Genomic DNA, 15,809 nt, shown 5'->3' on the forward strand with positions numbered 1-15,809 from the left:
GACGTTGGTGGCGTGGGTTTTGATCTTGTCCGGGGAGATGCTGAGTTCCCCGCCTGCACTGGTCATATTTACTGCCCCGCCCCTCGTGTGATGCCACCCCAGGACGGCGAGCACACCCTGCCCGCGACCTGCGGTGTCGAACCTGATCGAACAGGTCACAACCACCGGAAGTACCGGTACGTCAGACCTGCGGCACGCAGTGCCAATCGCCGAGCGTAGCGGATACGACAGGGTTGGTCCGTGCGGTGAAATCGATGGAACCGGAAGGGGCTTCAGTGCGTCTAAGGACGTGAAGGAGTGCCATCTTCTTGGCACATTGGGCTCACACGGTGGAGCATGGCTCGACTGTGGGCGTCTCACGAGCGACGGGAACTCGCCAGGGTGAAATTGTGGGGCGGTGTCGTAGGCTATGCGGAATGACGGGGTGGCCGGGTGTCGGGAGTACTCGGAGCGGCCGTGGGGTTGGAGCGGGGTCCGCCGGACGGTATGGCTCAGTGATCGGGAAAGACGGAGGATGCTCGTGCGGCGACGGTCTGCAGTGGTGACCACGGTGGTGTGTGGGGTACTCGCGGTGTCGGGGTGTTCCACCACCGAGAGCGGGAACGCACAGCCGAGTTCGGCTGACCCAGCGGCGGCTGCTGCGGCACTGTGGGATCCGTGCAGTCAGATCCCGGACTCGATGTTGACCAGATTGGGGCTCGACGTGGCGTCGAAGCGATCCGGCATCCTCGGGGCAGAAGAGCCAGGCTGGAAGATCTGCGCGTGGGATGACGCTAACTACCCCTCCGGCTTTGGCATCGGTGTCTTTTCAACGATCCACACGGTCGACGAAGTGCGGGCGAAGTCCACCAACATCGAGTTCAAGGACGTCGTGATCGCAGGCCGCAACGGTGTGCAGTTCCGGCAAAGCCACTACGACGCTAACGAAGACTGCTCGATCGTCTTCCCGACGTCGACTGGATTCACGCAACTCGACATGCTCAACAGCGGCGTCAAAGAGAAGTCAGTGCCGCCATGCCAACGACTGCAACCGATCGCGGAAGCGATCGTCCCGCTCTTTCCCAAATAGAACTTTCGAAATCAGGGGGTGTCATGACTTCAGAAGACGAGAAGTCCCGCTGGCAGTATCTGAACGAAGAGGCGAAGGCAGGCCGCCTCTACCTCGACCCCTCGGTCGCGACAAGTTGTCGCGACGCAAGCAACAAGCAGATCGACCTCTTTGTCCAACTGAAGAATGACCTACAGTACGTCTCCTCGGTGTCTGGTCTCGGCCGGTTCAATGCAGCTGACGAGCTTGCAAAGATGCTCGGAATGAAAGCGATTGGCGGAGAGCGTGATTTCGACACCGCCTTCAAAGAACACATCGAGGTGCTCACGTTGATCCGCGACACCATCGAGATCTCAGTGAAGAAGTACGAGGACCAGCAAATAGCCCAAGCGCAAGCAACGGACGCGTTGGGCAACGGCTACTGATCCACGCTCCGTCCGCTGACCAGTCCACCCGACGGGCAGGTCACATCCGCTGCGGTGCCGCGATTCCCAACTGCCCCAATCCGATTTCCAGCGTGCGGGAAGTCAACTGACACAACGAGATTCGATTCGAACGCATCGGTTCGTCAGCCGCAAGGACCGGACACGAGTCGTAGAAGCTGGTGTAGGCGCGGGCCAGTTCGTAGAGATAGCCCGCCAGCCGGTGTGGCTCCAATGTGTCGGCCACCTCGGCGAGGACAGTGCTGTAGCCATCGAGGCACAGACCGAGTTCCCGCTCGGCTGGTTCCATCGGCCCGCCGATATCTACGACCGCCGAGGTTGCGGCGTCGGTTTTGCGCAAGATCGAACAGACCCTTGCGTGGGCATACTGCAGGTAGACACCGGTGTTGCCGTTGAGCGTAGTCATGCGGTCCGGGTCGAAGGTGTAGTCCTTGACCCTGGATGTCGATAGATCCGCATACTTCACCGCGCCGATTCCCGCCTGCTCGGCGATCGCATCGAGCTCCGCCGACGACAGGTCCGAGTTCTTCTCGACGACCACCGCACGCGCACGCCCGACCGCTTCGTCGAGCAGGTCCATCAACCGAACCGTCCCACCCGCACGGGTTTTGAACGGTTTGCCGTCCGGCCCGAGGATGGTGCCGTAAGCGACGTGAGCGACCTCGATCGCCTCGGTGAGCCAGCCTGCCCGCCGTGCCGCTTCGAACACCAGCTGGAAATGCAGAGCCTGCCGCGAGTCGGTGACGTACAGCAGCCGGTCTGCGTGCAGTGAGGTGATGCGGTACCGGATGGTGGCCAGGTCGGTGCTGTCGTAGCCGTAGCCACCGTCGCTTTTGCGGACCATCAGGACCGCCGGCTGATCATCGGGTCCTTTGACCTGTTCGGACAGCACGACGACCGCACCGTCACTCTCGACCGCGACGCCCTTGTCCAGCAGTTCGGTGACTGTATCGGCGAGCTTGTCGTTGTAGAACGACTCACCGAAGTAGTCGCCCGGAGTGAGCAGGACACCGAGCCGGTCGTAGATCGCGGCGAACGCCTTCTCGGACTCCGCGACGATCTCCCGCCAACGGGCCATCGTGTCAGGGTCACCGGCTTGCAGCGCAACCACACGAGTCCTAGCCCGGTCCGCAAAGCCTGAATCCGAGTCGAATTGTTTCCTGGCCGCCTTGTACAAACTGTCCAGCGCCGACACCGAGCTGGTGTCTTCGTCGAGTTCGTCTGTATGCCACGGCGATTCGGGGTGCTCGTCGATGTATTGGATGAGCATCCCGAACTGTGTACCCCAGTCACCCAGGTGGTTCGCACGGACGACATCGGCGCCGAGAAACCCGAAGACCCGGGCCAGGCTGTCCCCGATGATGGTGGTCCGCAGGTGTCCGACGTGCATTTCCTTCGCCACGTTCGGCGCCGAGTAGTCGATGACGACCCGTTGCCCGTCTTCGGTGGTGGGGACACCGAGCCGGTCATCAGCCAGGCGCGCTGCGACGGATTGCCACACCGCTGTATCGGCCAGGGTGATGTTCAAGAAACCTGGGCCTGACACTTGTACATCAGCGATCACTCCATCAGCGAGATCGATCCAAGTGACGAGCTCAGCGCCGAGCTTCGTCGGCGGGATACCGACCCGCTTCGCCAACGGCAGCGCGACATTGGATTGGAAGTCGGCGCGATCGGAACGTCGCACTACCGGGTCCGCATCCGCCGCTTCCGGACGGACTCGGGCGATCGCCTCCGACACAGCGGCAGCGACACGTCCGAGCAGCGGCACAACACCGGCAGAGCTCACCTTGGGTTCCCTTCCCGTGGATGGTGAACTCATTGTCGCAAGCACATCAAGCGGAATATCGGCTGCTACTCAGCAGATCGCGTCTCCCCTTCAATGAGCGATGGTCGGGAAGCCGGCAGGAGCAAGCACATACCACCTACAGACGTACGCTGACCTGCGAGGACCAACGCTTCCAGGAAGGTGTGCTGATGACCGTCACTGCTGTTCGGTTCGCTGTCGGACTGATTGCCGCGGCCACACTGGCGTTGGCAGGATGCGACGGCAACCCGCCACCGACCGCACCTAGCGAGTCGGTATCGCCGAGTACGACGGCGTCCGCGTCTTTGTCCGAGGGGCCCGCTGCGTCGATGTCGTCGACCCACCTCCCAGAAACCACCACCCCGGCCCCTTCGGCTGAGTTGACCCCGCACGCCTCACCGGCACCGCCCGCATCCTCACCCACGATCCAACAATCAGAGCCGACCTTCTTGTATTGCGAGAACGGCACCGCGATATATAGCGATCAGTCGTACGTAGTCGGGGACCCACGCTGCCCACAGCCCACCGCTAACGAAGACCCGCACGGTCGCGACTACCAGTGTGATGCGCAAGGAACCAACTGCACCTACCCCGATGGCTCTCCGGTCCCGGGTTATCGGCGGTGCGGCACACAGTGTGGTGAAGCACCGACTTCTGGTGAGGTTCAACGCAAGTGGATGGAATGCATCGCTGTGAAATCGGTAGAGCAATGTCGAGCGGAGCAGTGAGGAGTCGTCGATAAAGTCGCTGCGCCCGTTCCAGCGCCCATACATCTGGGACGAGGACGAACGGCCAACGGACCTGCGCCCCGCCGTGTATCCGCGAGACCGCATCTACTGTGACCAGACCCTCCGTACCCCACCCATGAAGCACCTTGATACTAGGGTTGACCATATGGAAAAACGCGTCCAAGTGAAGATCTGTGGTATCAGGTCCGAACTCGACCTCGCTGCGGCGTTGAGTGCTCGGCCCGATGCCGTGGGGTTCATCTCTGGCATCACGCACTTCAGCGAGGACGCGCTCACACCGGAGAAGGCGGCGGCCTTGTCCGCGCAGGTATCGAGCCGAGTCGGCGCCCACTCGGTGAAGCGTGTGCTGGTCACCCACCTCGAAGACGCTGACGCGATTTTGCAGCTTGCGCAGATGGTCGACGTCGAGGCTATCCAGGTGCATGGCCTGGTAAATCGAGCGAACTTGCGAAAGGTCTACGAGCACAGGGGCAATCGCGAGATCCTGCGGGCGGTTCACGTCACCGACGAGGGCGTGTTCTCCGCCGTCGAGGATGTCGCCAAGTATTGCGACGTTGTCCTTCTGGACTCGCGCACGCCCAGCCGTCTCGGGGGAACCGGTCAAACACATGACTGGAACATCAGCAAGAAGATCGTCGAAGCGTTGGCCGGGCGCAAGGATGTGGCATTGGCCGGCGGTCTCACCCCGGCCAACGTCGGTAAGGCAATCGACCTCGTGCGGCCCTATGGAGTGGACGTCAACACCGGCGTCGACGACGCCGGTGGCAACAAGTCAAAGGCGGCATGCGCTGAATTCGTCAAGGCCGCGACCCGGGAGCTCGCCTCGACTTGTCATCCAGCACAACAGCACTGAGCACCAGTGCCCCGCCGATCACCGCCCCCAGCGTGATCGGTGTGTTGGTGAAGATCGCACTCACCACGGCCGCGAAAACGGCTTCGTTGAGCCCGATGATGCTCGCAGTCGTCGCGTCCAAGCCCCGCAGGCCCAACCAGTAGAGGCAGAAGCCCGGTCCGAGCAGTAGCGCCCCGACCAGGACGAGCGATCCAGCGGTCCGAGCGTCCGGTGGATCGGTCAGGATCAGTCCGCCGCCGAGCACACTGGCCACCACCAACTGCCATCCCGCCGACGCGATCGTCGGTCGCTGTGCCGACTCCCGGGCGATGAGGCTGACCAGCCGTGCGACACACACCGCACTGCCGACTGCGAGGACACAGCCCAACAGCGCTCTGTCCATACCGATTTCAGCCGAGCTGCCCGGTACCGCCACCGCCACTGCGGCACCGACCAGCACGAACTCGACGCCGACGAGCACCGTCGGTCGGCGTCGCCCGCGGACTATCTCGGCGGCGAGCAACAGCAGGGGCGCGATCAGATGCAATGCCACCACCACAGGCAACGGTCCACATTTCAACGCTGCGACGAACAGCAGCAAGTTGGCCGCCTCGAGCGCGCCCAATCGCACATAGAGGCCGGGCGACTCCAGCAGTGTTCGAATCGGACCTTGGCGGCGTGCGCCCGCGACGAGGAGCAATGTCACTCCGCCCCCGGCAGCAACAAGCGCCGAGGAGGCGAGGGAACCCTCGAGCGCCGCCAGCGCGGCACTCGACATGCCCCACACGAAGGTCGCCGCGAGCATGATCCACGGCGACGATCGTGTGAGCGATGACCGGACTGCGGTCAAAAAATGTAGGTCACGATAGGCAGCACCACAGCAGTGAACCCGCCGAAGACGCCCGCCGCAATAGCCCGCTGGGAGAAGTTGGGGAATCGGCTGGTCAGCCAGGCGAGTGTGCCGAACGCGAGCACGAAGGTGCCCCACACGATCAAGCCACCCGCGGCGGCGCGCTGAGGGAGCGGAGCCTCCTCAGCCAGACCTGCCTTCAACAGCGCTCCGAGCCCCACGATCGTCAGTCCGGCGGCCGATGCCAACACGAACATCGCGAAGCCCACATGGCTGTTCATCACCAGTCGGCGTGACCCCCATTCGGTCACCACCCGGCCATCGCTGTGGTGCGCGCCGTCGACCTGACAGATCAGGTCGAAAACCCTTCCGGGGTTGACGGTTTCGGCGACCGCGGTTCGCGCGTGCACCATGGCCTCGACGGCCAGGGTCGTCGAGTACGCGGTGATGAACCCCTCACTCGATGTCCGGAATCCGCCGCGACTCGGCAGTTGCTGAGTCATCACCTGCAGATCGAACAACGCGGTCAACGCCGCCCGGACCGCCGGATGAAAGATCAGCGTGCCATCGGCGACCAGCACGGCACCGACTGCCGCATGCAGCCCGAGGTGGGTCCAGATATGGGCGACATCGCCGCGCAGGAAATGCTCGTCCCCGTTGCAGTTGGCACCGCTGGCAAGCCCGTCGAGCATCCGTTCGATCGCCAGCTCGGATGCCCGCCGCGCCCGCCTGCCGCCCACCGACGCGTACTCGGGACGGGCCAGCACCGTGGCGATGTGGGCCGCCGAGTACAGCGGTTCGGCGCGGACGTCGTCGGACAGCATCGTCAGCGCCAGAAAGGTCACGCCACGCAGCGTCGCCCGCGCCACTTCCACGTCGTCGGCCGCGTACGGGGCGAGTGCATGCATAGCGGCGGTCGTCGCGGTCAGGGACACGGGGCCGACAGATCCGGACATCCGATAGCCGCCCGATTCGGCATCCTGTTCCTGAATCAACGTTCTGATGCACTCGCGGACGTCGGAATCGTCGTCGGCCACCCCGAGGCAGTGCATCGCCCGCAGCTGCCACGCGATGTCGATCGGCCCCGTGAACTCCCCCGCACCCGCGGTGGGCGGCACGATCATCTGCCGACGTACCAGATGCAGCACCTCGTCTGCCCGCGGAACAGGAATACCTTGCCGCAGTCAGCGCACACACCACCTCCGCGGTGTTCTGCGGATTCGGCGGCACGTCATGGACCCAGCCCCAGCCGGCCCCGCCCGCGCCATCAGAGAATTGGTAACGTTCGAACCACTCGACCGCCAGTCTCATGCGCTCATCGAGATTGGACATGTCCCCACCTACCGATCTGTGTCGAACCCATTCCAGCCCAGGTTCTTTCACTTACTAGATGCTCCCAGACGCCGAAGGAGTTCACGAACACCGTGGCGAACGACCCATGAATCCGCAGGTCCTGTCGGTGGGGCGGCGTAGTGTCACGCATATCGGCGTTGCGGGTGACCAACCGGAGGTTCGCGATGGACGTGCTGCTCGGGATCGGAACACGTAAGGGTTTGTTTTTGGCTCGTAGCCGGGATGGGCGGGCCAGTTGGACCGTGTCGCCACCGCAGTTTCCGGTGGCTGATGTGAAGGCGTTGGCGATCGACACCCGGCGGGGGACGCCGCGAGTGCTCGCCGGGGTATTGAACAGTCATTTCGGGCCTACATTGGTGGTCAGTGATGATCTCGGGGAGACGTGGAGCGAGCCGGATGACGCGCCGCTGGCGTTTCCCGAGGACACCGGGGCGGCGCTGGGCGGCGTGTGGCAGATCGCGCCTGCTACCGAAGCCGAGCCGGATGTGGTGTACGCGGGTGTCGAGCCGTCTGCTTTGTTCCGGTCGACTGATCGTGGCCGGACGTTCGAGCTGGTCAGGGGGTTGTGGGAGCATCCTCATCGGCCACAGTGGGAGCCGGGTGGTGGTGGGTTGGCCTTGCATACTGTGCTGCCTCATCCGGTGGATACGCGGCGAATGGCGGTGGCCATGTCTACCGGCGGGGTTTATCAAACAGCCGACGGCGGGGAATCATGGACGCCGACGAACAAGGGGGTCACCGCGGACTTCATGCCCGGCGAGTTCCCGGAATGGGGGCAGTGCGTGCACAAAGTCGCCCTTGATGCCGAGTCGCCGAGCACTATGTATTTGCAGAACCACGGTGGGGTGTTCCGGAGCACCGATGCGGGCGTGAGCTGGCAGTCGATCGACGGCGGGCTACCGCCGTCCAATTTCGGCTTCCCGATCGTCGCGCATCCGCGTAAGCCTGGGGTGATCTACACTTTCCCGCTGGTGGCGGATATGGATCGTTTCCGCTTTCCGCCCGATGCAGTCTGCGCGGTGTATCGCAGTGCGGACGGCGGCGAGACGTGGTCGAAGCTGAACGATGGACTTCCCACGGTCCCGTTCTGGGCTGCGGTCATGCGCGATGCCATGTGCGCCGACGATGCCGACCCGACCGGCATCTATTTCGGTACTCGCAACGGCGAAGTGTATTGCAGCGCAGACGAAGGCGACCATTGGCAGCTCGTGGCCGACAAGCTGCCCGACGTGCTGTGCGTGCGCGCCGCGGTCATCGGATAGCGCGATGGCCCGCGTCTGCCTGCCCTCCATGCTGCGCACCTATGTCGACGGCGCCAAGGAACTCGATATCGACGGTGCGACCCTGCACCAGGTCCTCGATGCGCTGCGCGAACGATCACCCGGCTTGGAGCGGCGTCTCCGCGATGAACGCGGGGTGTTGCGCCGGTACGTGAACTTCTACATCGACGGTGACGAATGCCGTCTCCTCGACGGCCAGGACACCGCTGTCGGCGCACGTACCGAGGTGATGATCATCCCGTCGGTTGCCGGCGGATGAGACCTATTCCATTGGAGTGCAATGAATCCTGCTACCGGAAATAGGGCGTTGCCTGCACCCAATGGAACCCGCGCGATACAGCCGGGAACTGCGCGAGGTCGACCTGATCCAGCTGCATTCGTACCGGACGTCCGCCGAGTACGCCCTCCAGAATCAACCGATCCGATTGTGGCTGCACATAACTGAACGTCGCGAGCTTCCATTGGTGCCCCGTGTCTTTCGACAGCGTGATGGTGTGCTGGTCGGTGTCGACCCGAGCGGGGAAGGAGACCAGTGAATCGTCCAGCCGCTGCACGGTCATGCCCTGGGGGATGTCGAAGATGATGCGGCGAAATCGTTCAGTGGCGGTCGGCATTCCGCTGTTGGACCGCGGTTCACGGAAATCGACCAGTGCGGGCACCTGCTCCCCCGCGATCGAGTACTCGGTGACGTTCCAGATGCCGTAGAGCGGCGACTTGGCCCGTGCGTTGCCGTAGGTGTGCCAGCCGTCGTATGCCTCGACGGTCGTGGCACCGAGCAGCCACACCCCCATCAGCACCTGGACTGTCAGCAGGATTCGGTTGCCACGCGCAGTGGACAGCAAGGGTGTCGGCGTTCGAGCTACGACTGCGCGGCCGAGCAGGGCCCGAACGACCCGGATGACGTCCGGTGCGGCCAATACTGTTGCGTACAAGAACAATTGCAGGGCGAACAGCTTCACCGGCACATCGAACGTCAGATTCATCAAGAGCACCTGCAACGCCACAACGACAGCAAGAACAGACCCGAGCCCCGCGGTCACCGGCAGGATGAGAAGAAGCGCCGCAACGACTTCCGCCGCACCCAACGCCATCTCATACGGCTCCGACAGCGACGACTGCGCCCACAGCACCGCCATCGGGCTCATCTGACCGAACGGTTCGACCAACCGCTCGAGATTGAACGACATCTGCGACGGCAACACCTTGATCATCCCGTACAGCAAAAGGGCGCTCGCCAGGGAAATACGCAACAGCAGCCGGAACCACTCATACAGTCGCGTGTAGTTCGGGCGACGCCGGTCGAGGACCGACCAGGCGGCGGTCACCGGCACGGCAACCAGGAGGAGGGTGAAAACAGCCACCCATTTCGCCGCTGTGTCGCCGCTGCCGGTGACCGTGTAATCGATGGGTACCTCGAAGATCTGGGTGCCGACCCAGTCAGTGAGCGGATGCAGCGCCGTCCATTCGGCGACCTCGCTCACCATCTCCTGCGGCACGCCCAGGGTGCGCAACAGCGCGTGCAGCAGCCACACCCCCGCCATCCCGACACCGACAACGATGAACCCGAACCGGAAAAGTACACGGACCGCCGGACGCCACCGCTCCACAGCCTCCCGCTCGATGCCATCGACCACGGGCTCCCGCTGAGCCAACACCCCTGTAACCATCCATCACTCCTACGGTCGAAAGCCGTGCGGATGAAACGCTATGGCAGCAGGCGTAACTCGGAAATCCAGCAAAGTCGTTGCCCCGAGCATTCGGGTCAGGCGTCAATTCAAAACGGTCCACACATTGGTGTCCGGTCCCTCGCCGAGGCAGAACATTTCCTCACCGTCAGGCGATGTCGCTACACCCGAGCCCACCTCACAGGGTGCACCCGGAGTGCGAGTACCGAGCAGGGGCACTGATTGCACCCATTTCGCGCTCGGGCCCCCCGCCTTGGTGCATTTGAGGGTGCTTCCGTCAGCTGCGGTGGCGTAGTCGTCGCCGGGCGGGGTGCACGCGACACCGACTGCGGATGTCGTCTTCTTCGGTGTGGGCACGGTGGTAGGCACTGCGGTGGTGCTGCTTTCGGGCGCGAGCTCCGGGGTCGTGGCGGGAAGTGGAGCGGCGGCCGATGGAGTAGTGGTCGCGGTGGCGGGTGCCAGGGCGGTCACGGTGGCGGGTGCCGGAGCGGTCGCGAGCGGGATCGTGACCTTCGCCGGCGCCGGGGTGACGAAGCGCGGCGCGTTCATCGGGGCGCTTTCGTCCTGGACCAGCGGAACGAACTGCAGCGCGACCACGTCGGGTAATGCTTGGACCACGGACCAGCCCTCGACTGTGGTTCCCGCTTTAGGAGACGCGCTGTAGGTGAACGTGTCGAAACAGTCGTCGGTGAGGATGGCGTGTTCGGTCCGCTGGGTGATCCCGGCGCGGTCCACGGTGCTGAGCAGCCACTGATCGGGTCGCGACATCCGGCTGGTGCCGATGCTCTCGATCTGGGCGCGAACCGCCAACGCGACGCGGCCCGCACCCAGATCGGTCACGCAGTCCGCGGGGGCGAGGGCCACTTCGGTGAACGTGATCGTGCCTACCTTCGCCCCAGTCGCCGCGTCGGTGAACGCGAATGGCGTGCCGAGACCTGACGTCGGCGCGGAACCAGCCGCGGATGTGGTGGCTGGTGTCGTCGGCGAATCGACGCTCCCGCACCCGGTTACACCGGCCAGAGCGGCCAACACTGCGATGGGTGCCAGATGACGCTGCATGAATGAAATCCCCTCGTAAGAACGCGAACCAGACAGCTTCGCATGATGGAGCACGCTGCTGGAAATACGCCGATCGCATGACCACAATCAGGCCGAGGCTCGCGGCAGCGCCATCGATCAGGAGGAACCCCACCCGCAGCGCGGACATCCGATCCGCATGTTTTCGCAACCGATGTCAACTATGTTGGTACTCAACGCATTACAGCTCCACCAGCTGCGCGGAGCTGGCATCCGGAGGGGGATCGATGCCGAATATTCATCGCGAGCGGGTAGCACGGTGGGCGGAGCGCACACTCGCCGAACAGCGACAGTTGACACCGGGGCAGCGTCGGTTCCTGGCAGGCCTGCTCACTGTGCGCGGCTGGCATCTGCTCGTGGACAGCGGTTCGCCCGTGCCCGATCGGATCGCGGCGTTGCGCTGGGGCGCACGGGCGTGTTCGCACTCGTGTTCACCGACACGCTGCCCAGCTCCGTCGACGTCCTGAAGATCCGCAGCGAGGCCGAGCGGACCTTCGCCAAATCGGTGGTCGGCGGCTCCCAATTCGTGCCGCACTCCCTCGACATCATGCTGCTCATGCCCCGTGGTTCGCGGGCCGCGTCAGATGGCCGCTATCTCGTAGTCGATGAGACCAGCTTCGTCGACACTCTGACGCACCGAGAGAAGCGGATGCGTGCGGAGCGGGTCAGCGAGCTGGCCGCGACCGCCGCGGAGAAGCTCAGCGCACACCGGTACCTCTGTGCTGACGACGCTCCTGCGGCGGAGACCGTCGATGCCGGTGGGCTGTTCGACCAGGACGACCTGCGCGTCGACGCGAGGACAGCCGCGCTTGCCAGACCGTTCAGCGATTGGATGACCTTCCTCGACCCCGATCAGCTCTCACTCGTGCACACCACCTTCACCGGCCCTGCCCGGTTCAGCGGTCCGGCGGGGACCGGGAAGTCGGTCGTCGCTCTGCACCGCATGGCACACTTCGCCAAGCGCAATCCAGGACGGCTGTTGTTCACGACATTCGTCAAAAGCCTGCCCGCCTATCACGAGCGAGGATTCGCACAGCTGGCGCCACACGCCGTCGATCGTGCTGAATTCAAGGGCCTGCATGCGTGGGCAACAGCGTTCCTGCGCCGCCGCAGGGTGAAGTTCGAACTCGACAACGCCACGATCAAGGAGGCGTTCAGCCAAGCTTGGCGGGGTGCGAGTGGGGTACTGGATCGGGTCGAGGGCACCGATCGCGGGTACTGGAAGGACGAGATCGACAGGGTGATCAAGGGCCGCAGGATCACCGATCTGCTGACGTACAAGCGCGTGCGAAGAGTGGGTCGTGAAGGTATCAGCCTCCGGTCCTCGAGTCGCCAATTCGTCTGGGAAACCCTGTATCAGCCCTACCAGGAATTCCTGGATGCGCGGAATATCCACGACTTCAACGACGTGATCTCGTTGGCCGTCGACGAGCTCCGAGCGCGACCGCTCGACAGTACCGAGGCATACGCCATGGTCGTCGTCGACGAGGTGCAGGACTTCACCCTCGCCCAGTTACAGCTGGTGCATCAGATAGCGGGCGGTGATTCCGAGAGCCAACTGCTTCTGGTCGGAGACGGACAGCAGCAGGTCTATGCCGGCGGCTGCACCTTGTCCGAAGCCGGAATCCCCCTGGCCGGAGGTCGTGGCCGAATCCTCCGAACGAACTACCGCAATCGTGAAGCGGTACTGCGGTATTCACAGCGCATCGACGCAGGAAATGCGGTCGATGACCTCGACGGCGGCGTCGGCGTCATCCTTCGTGACAGCGATCCCACCTTGTCCGACGGTCGCGCGGACGACGTTCATGTCTCCCGGCGCGAGGTGGACCGGCTGCTCCCGCTCGCGCTCCGCAACGCACCGCTGGCGCCGAGTTCCGAGATCGCCGTGATCGTGAACTGGCCGAACCAGGTCTATCGATACCTGCGGGTACTGCGTAGAGCGGGTTTCGACGCCATCTCGATGGAGAACTACGACGGCTCGCAAGTCGGACCCATCAAGGTCGGCACCGTGCGCCGCGCGAAGGGGATGGATTTCGCCGCCGTCTTCCACATCACCGAGGAACCGCCGACCGACCTCGGGGCGCTGTCCGGCGGCGCCAGGGACCGAGCCGAGATGCTGGCCAGGCAGCTACTCGTCGCCACCAGCCGCGCCCGCGACTATCTCTGGGTCGCCTACCTGTCGGACTGAACTGGGAGGATCACAACTGTGTACGACAACCCGCGCGCGTGGCTCATCCGGTCGGGCCGCGACGGCCAACGCGAACATCGCGCGCTCGACGAAGGCCTGGCCATCGTCGGCTGGGATGAGATGGGCGATCTCAGCCGCTATCGAACCTGGGAAGAGCTCAAGGCGGCACTGCGCGAGAAGTATCCCCTCGCTTCACCCAATGTGGTCGGCAACTGGGCTGGGCAACTCTGGAAATTCGGCACCGACATCGCGAACGACGACCTGGTCGTCATGCCGCTGAAGCTGCAAACCGGCTATGTCGCGATCGGGCGGGTGGTCGGCCAGTACGAGTATCGCGAGGCCGAGCCCGAGGAATTCCGCCAGGTCCGGAAGGTCGACTGGCTGCGAACCGACATCGTGTGGGAGGCATTGCGGCCCGACCTGCGCGCCAGTCTCGGTTCGTTGCTCACCGTGTGCGGGATCCACCGCAATCATGCGGCCGCTCGCATCGCCCACCTGGCCGAATTCGGGACAGATCCCGGATTCGACAGTGACGAGGTGGCCACCGATTCGGCCCAACTGCTCGCCGAGGCGAGTTCCCATGCGGCGGACAATCCCCGTCAACTCACCATCCGCAGTCTGCTCGAGCACTGGCAGTTCGAACGGCGTACCGCGGCGGCGATCGAGGTGATCAAATCCGCCCTCGCCGAGAACGGGCTCACCACCAGGCCGCCGTTCACCGAGGGTGCGCTCAGCGACATCGTCACCATCGTGCCGCTCGATGCCGAACCCGACACGGTTACCGATCTTGCGACGGATTGCGAAGTCCGGCAACAGGATTCCAGCGCGGTGGAGAACGTCTCCGATCCCGAACCGATGACCCGTCGGCTGGGGGATCTGCCCGCGGCGCTGATGTCGGTGCCCTCGCACGTGAGCCTTACCGTGGCGAAGACGACCATGGTGCGTCATCAGTTCTCGCAACTCGCCGTCATCGACCACGACGGGACCTATCACGGCGCGATCACCTGGGAATCGATCGGCCGAGCCCATATCTCCGGTGACCACCCGTCCCTGGCCGAGGCGACCGTGCCCGCCGTCGTCGTCGACCACGACGCTCCGCTGCTCGACCAGATCGACGCCATCTACGACAACGGGTTCATCTTCGTGCGCAACCCTGATCGTGTTCGGGTGACAGGCATCCTCACCGCATCGGATCTCACCCACCAATTCGGCATGCTGGCAAAGCCTTTCGTGCTGATCGAGGAGGCAGAGAACCGGCTGCGCCGCGCAGCCAACGATCATCTCGATCCCGACGACATCAAAGCCGCGGCTCCCAAGAACAGGCGCGCCCACACCACCGAAGCGGCGCACCTGACCTTCGGTGGCTACGTGTACCTCCTGCGCGACCCGGTTCGCTGGCGCAAGCTCGGCTGGCGCCTCGATCAAAGTCAGGTCCTGGAGCTGGTGGAACAGGTGCGCGATGTACGGAATGAGTTGATGCACTTCGCCACCGATCCGCTGTCGGCGGGTCAGGAAGCCGCGGTGCACGGTCTGCTACAACTTCTGCGCACCGCCGAACCCAATCCCTGAGCACAGGGCCGGCCGCTACCCGCTGACGGAGAAGGGGAATATCGGCAGTTTCGCCAGTTGTTCTCCGGGCTTCATGACGAACGAACGTCCGGTGCAGTCGCCGTTCTCCCAGAACGTCTGCGCGACACTGCCGCCGTTGACCACCGAGCCGGCGCCCCTCGGGCCGAGACTGGCGACGCCCAACTCCAGGCAGCTCTCCGGTCCGATCGACGGCACCTCACCGTGCGGTAGCGAGTGGAGCAAGTCTTTGAAATCGGGCATGTCCCACCAGCAGACGGTGCCGGCGGGGCATTGCTGCGTCAGCAGAGCTGTCGGCGTGCGCGCCGAGATCGTCGCACTCGCAGTCGGTTTCACCGCGGTAGGTACGACCGCCGTGGTGACATCGACCGGCGCGCCCGGTTGGGCGACCGACGTCACGGAACTGCCCTGCACAGGGGCACCTCCGTTGGCGTCGGGTTGAAACGCCATGAAGACCAGTGCTGCGCCGACGACCCCCGCGACGAGAAACCCACCGGCCACCACCAGTTGCACGGTGCGGCGCTTCTCCTTCGTGCCCTCGCTGCTCACCTCGGCGTCACGTCGCCACACACCGAAGTTGGTACTGGATCGCACTTGGCGGGTGTACGACTCGTTCTGTGCGCTGCGATGCTGCGCATCGAGGCTGGCACGACCATGGACGTGCGCCTTCGGCTCGCCCTCGTTGGGCGGGAGTTCTGCACTCACACGCACAGGCTAGTCCCAGACGGCCAGACAGGTTGGGAGAAGCCAAGATTGGCCGATCCACAGGCCCGGGAACGCAAAAAGGCCCTCCAACCGAAGTTGGAGGGCCTTTTGCAATGATGTTCCGGCAGTGTCCTACTCTCCCACACCCTGTCGAGTGCAGTACCATCGGCGCAGGTGGCCTTAGCTTCCGGGTTCGGAATGGGAC

Annotated in this window: 13 protein-coding genes and 1 rRNA gene; 7 read left to right on the forward strand and 7 right to left on the reverse strand. The window is 64.1% G+C overall.

Features of this window, described 5'->3' with window-relative positions; translation table 11 throughout:
• The first annotated feature begins 541 nt into the window (after positions 1–541).
• On the forward strand, positions 542–1,069 hold the full coding sequence (locus tag ACFVJ5_RS35555; RefSeq protein ID WP_379227113.1) for a DUF3558 domain-containing protein: 528 nt from the start codon (positions 542–544) through the stop codon (positions 1,067–1,069).
• Positions 1,070–1,092: 23 nt separating this feature from the next.
• Positions 1,093–1,473 carry a hypothetical protein gene (locus tag ACFVJ5_RS35560; RefSeq protein WP_379227115.1) on the forward strand — a complete coding sequence of 127 codons (381 nt, stop codon included), beginning with the start codon at positions 1,093–1,095 and terminating at the stop codon, positions 1,471–1,473.
• Between the two features lie 40 nt (positions 1,474–1,513).
• Here the strand turns inward: ACFVJ5_RS35560 and argS are convergent, their stop codons facing one another.
• Entirely contained in the window at positions 1,514–3,313 is a 1,800-nt protein-coding gene (gene argS / locus ACFVJ5_RS35565) for an arginine--tRNA ligase (protein WP_379227116.1), read from the reverse strand.
• Between the two features lie 879 nt (positions 3,314–4,192).
• On the opposite strand from argS, the gene ACFVJ5_RS35570 reads away from it, so the two are divergent.
• Positions 4,193–4,900 (forward strand): phosphoribosylanthranilate isomerase, encoded by a 708-nt coding sequence (locus ACFVJ5_RS35570; protein ID WP_379227117.1) that lies wholly within the window; start codon positions 4,193–4,195, stop codon positions 4,898–4,900.
• Here ACFVJ5_RS35570 and ACFVJ5_RS35575 read toward each other — a convergent pair.
• Both ACFVJ5_RS35575 and ACFVJ5_RS35580 read right to left on the reverse strand, forming a co-directional pair.
• Entirely contained in the window at positions 4,845–5,684 is an 840-nt protein-coding gene (locus tag ACFVJ5_RS35575) for an EamA family transporter (protein WP_379227118.1), read from the reverse strand. The genes ACFVJ5_RS35570 and ACFVJ5_RS35575 overlap by 56 nt on opposite strands.
• Before the next feature lie 41 nt (positions 5,685–5,725).
• Positions 5,726–6,877: a hypothetical protein gene (locus tag ACFVJ5_RS35580; protein WP_379227120.1), complete on the reverse strand. Its 1,152-nt coding sequence runs from the start codon at positions 6,875–6,877 to the stop codon at positions 5,726–5,728.
• Positions 6,878–7,246: 369 nt separating this feature from the next.
• Here ACFVJ5_RS35580 and ACFVJ5_RS35585 point away from each other — a divergent pair, with 369 nt between their 5' ends.
• Together ACFVJ5_RS35585 and ACFVJ5_RS35590 are read left to right on the forward strand one after the other, a co-directional pair.
• Positions 7,247–8,344, forward strand: a complete 1,098-nt coding sequence (locus tag ACFVJ5_RS35585; protein ID WP_379227122.1) for an exo-alpha-sialidase — start codon at positions 7,247–7,249, stop codon at positions 8,342–8,344.
• Between the two features lie 4 nt (positions 8,345–8,348).
• Entirely contained in the window at positions 8,349–8,621 is a 273-nt protein-coding gene (locus ACFVJ5_RS35590) for a MoaD/ThiS family protein (RefSeq protein WP_379227124.1), read from the forward strand.
• Between the two features lie 31 nt (positions 8,622–8,652).
• Here the strand turns inward: ACFVJ5_RS35590 and ACFVJ5_RS35595 are convergent, their stop codons facing one another.
• The gene (locus ACFVJ5_RS35595; protein WP_379227126.1) at positions 8,653–10,029 is read right to left on the reverse strand and encodes a DoxX family protein; all 1,377 of its coding nucleotides are present in this window, start codon (positions 10,027–10,029) and stop codon (positions 8,653–8,655) included.
• Between the two features lie 102 nt (positions 10,030–10,131).
• A complete protein-coding gene (locus ACFVJ5_RS35600; protein WP_379227128.1) occupies positions 10,132–10,911 on the reverse strand; it encodes a hypothetical protein in 780 nt (259 codons plus the stop codon).
• 628 nt (positions 10,912–11,539) lie between these two features.
• Between ACFVJ5_RS35600 and ACFVJ5_RS35605 the strand changes: the two genes are divergently transcribed.
• Positions 11,540–13,312, forward strand: coding sequence for a UvrD-helicase domain-containing protein (locus tag ACFVJ5_RS35605; protein WP_379227130.1), 1,773 nt, complete (start codon positions 11,540–11,542; stop codon positions 13,310–13,312).
• A gap of 18 nt (positions 13,313–13,330) precedes the next feature.
• Complete coding sequence (locus ACFVJ5_RS35610; protein ID WP_379227132.1) at positions 13,331–14,881, forward strand: CBS domain-containing protein; 1,551 nt, start codon at positions 13,331–13,333, stop codon at positions 14,879–14,881.
• Positions 14,882–14,896: 15 nt separating this feature from the next.
• Here the strand turns inward: ACFVJ5_RS35610 and ACFVJ5_RS35615 are convergent, their stop codons facing one another.
• Together ACFVJ5_RS35615 and rrf are read right to left on the reverse strand one after the other, a co-directional pair.
• Positions 14,897–15,604: a peptidase inhibitor family I36 protein gene (locus ACFVJ5_RS35615; RefSeq protein WP_379227134.1), complete on the reverse strand. Its 708-nt coding sequence runs from the start codon at positions 15,602–15,604 to the stop codon at positions 14,897–14,899.
• Positions 15,605–15,723: 119 nt separating this feature from the next.
• Positions 15,724–15,809 (reverse strand): 5S ribosomal RNA (rrf, locus tag ACFVJ5_RS35620); the annotation flags it as partial.

Origin of the sequence: Nocardia sp. NPDC127606 (assembly GCF_042671725.1) — a bacterium.
In the GTDB taxonomy this organism is placed as follows: domain Bacteria; phylum Actinomycetota; class Actinomycetes; order Mycobacteriales; family Mycobacteriaceae; genus Nocardia.

Coding starts and splice junctions, on each gene's coding strand:
- ACFVJ5_RS35560 (WP_379227115.1), top strand. CDS start 1,093: ATGACTTCAGAAGACGAGAAGTCCCGCTGGCAGTATCTGAACGAAGAG.
- argS (WP_379227116.1), bottom strand. CDS start 3,313: ATGAGTTCACCATCCACGGGAAGGGAACCCAAGGTGAGCTCTGCCGGT.
- ACFVJ5_RS35570 (WP_379227117.1), top strand. CDS start 4,193: ATGGAAAAACGCGTCCAAGTGAAGATCTGTGGTATCAGGTCCGAACTC.
- ACFVJ5_RS35575 (WP_379227118.1), bottom strand. CDS start 5,684: ATGCTCGCGGCGACCTTCGTGTGGGGCATGTCGAGTGCCGCGCTGGCG.
- ACFVJ5_RS35585 (WP_379227122.1), top strand. CDS start 7,247: ATGGACGTGCTGCTCGGGATCGGAACACGTAAGGGTTTGTTTTTGGCT.
- ACFVJ5_RS35590 (WP_379227124.1), top strand. CDS start 8,349: ATGGCCCGCGTCTGCCTGCCCTCCATGCTGCGCACCTATGTCGACGGC.
- ACFVJ5_RS35595 (WP_379227126.1), bottom strand. CDS start 10,029: ATGGTTACAGGGGTGTTGGCTCAGCGGGAGCCCGTGGTCGATGGCATC.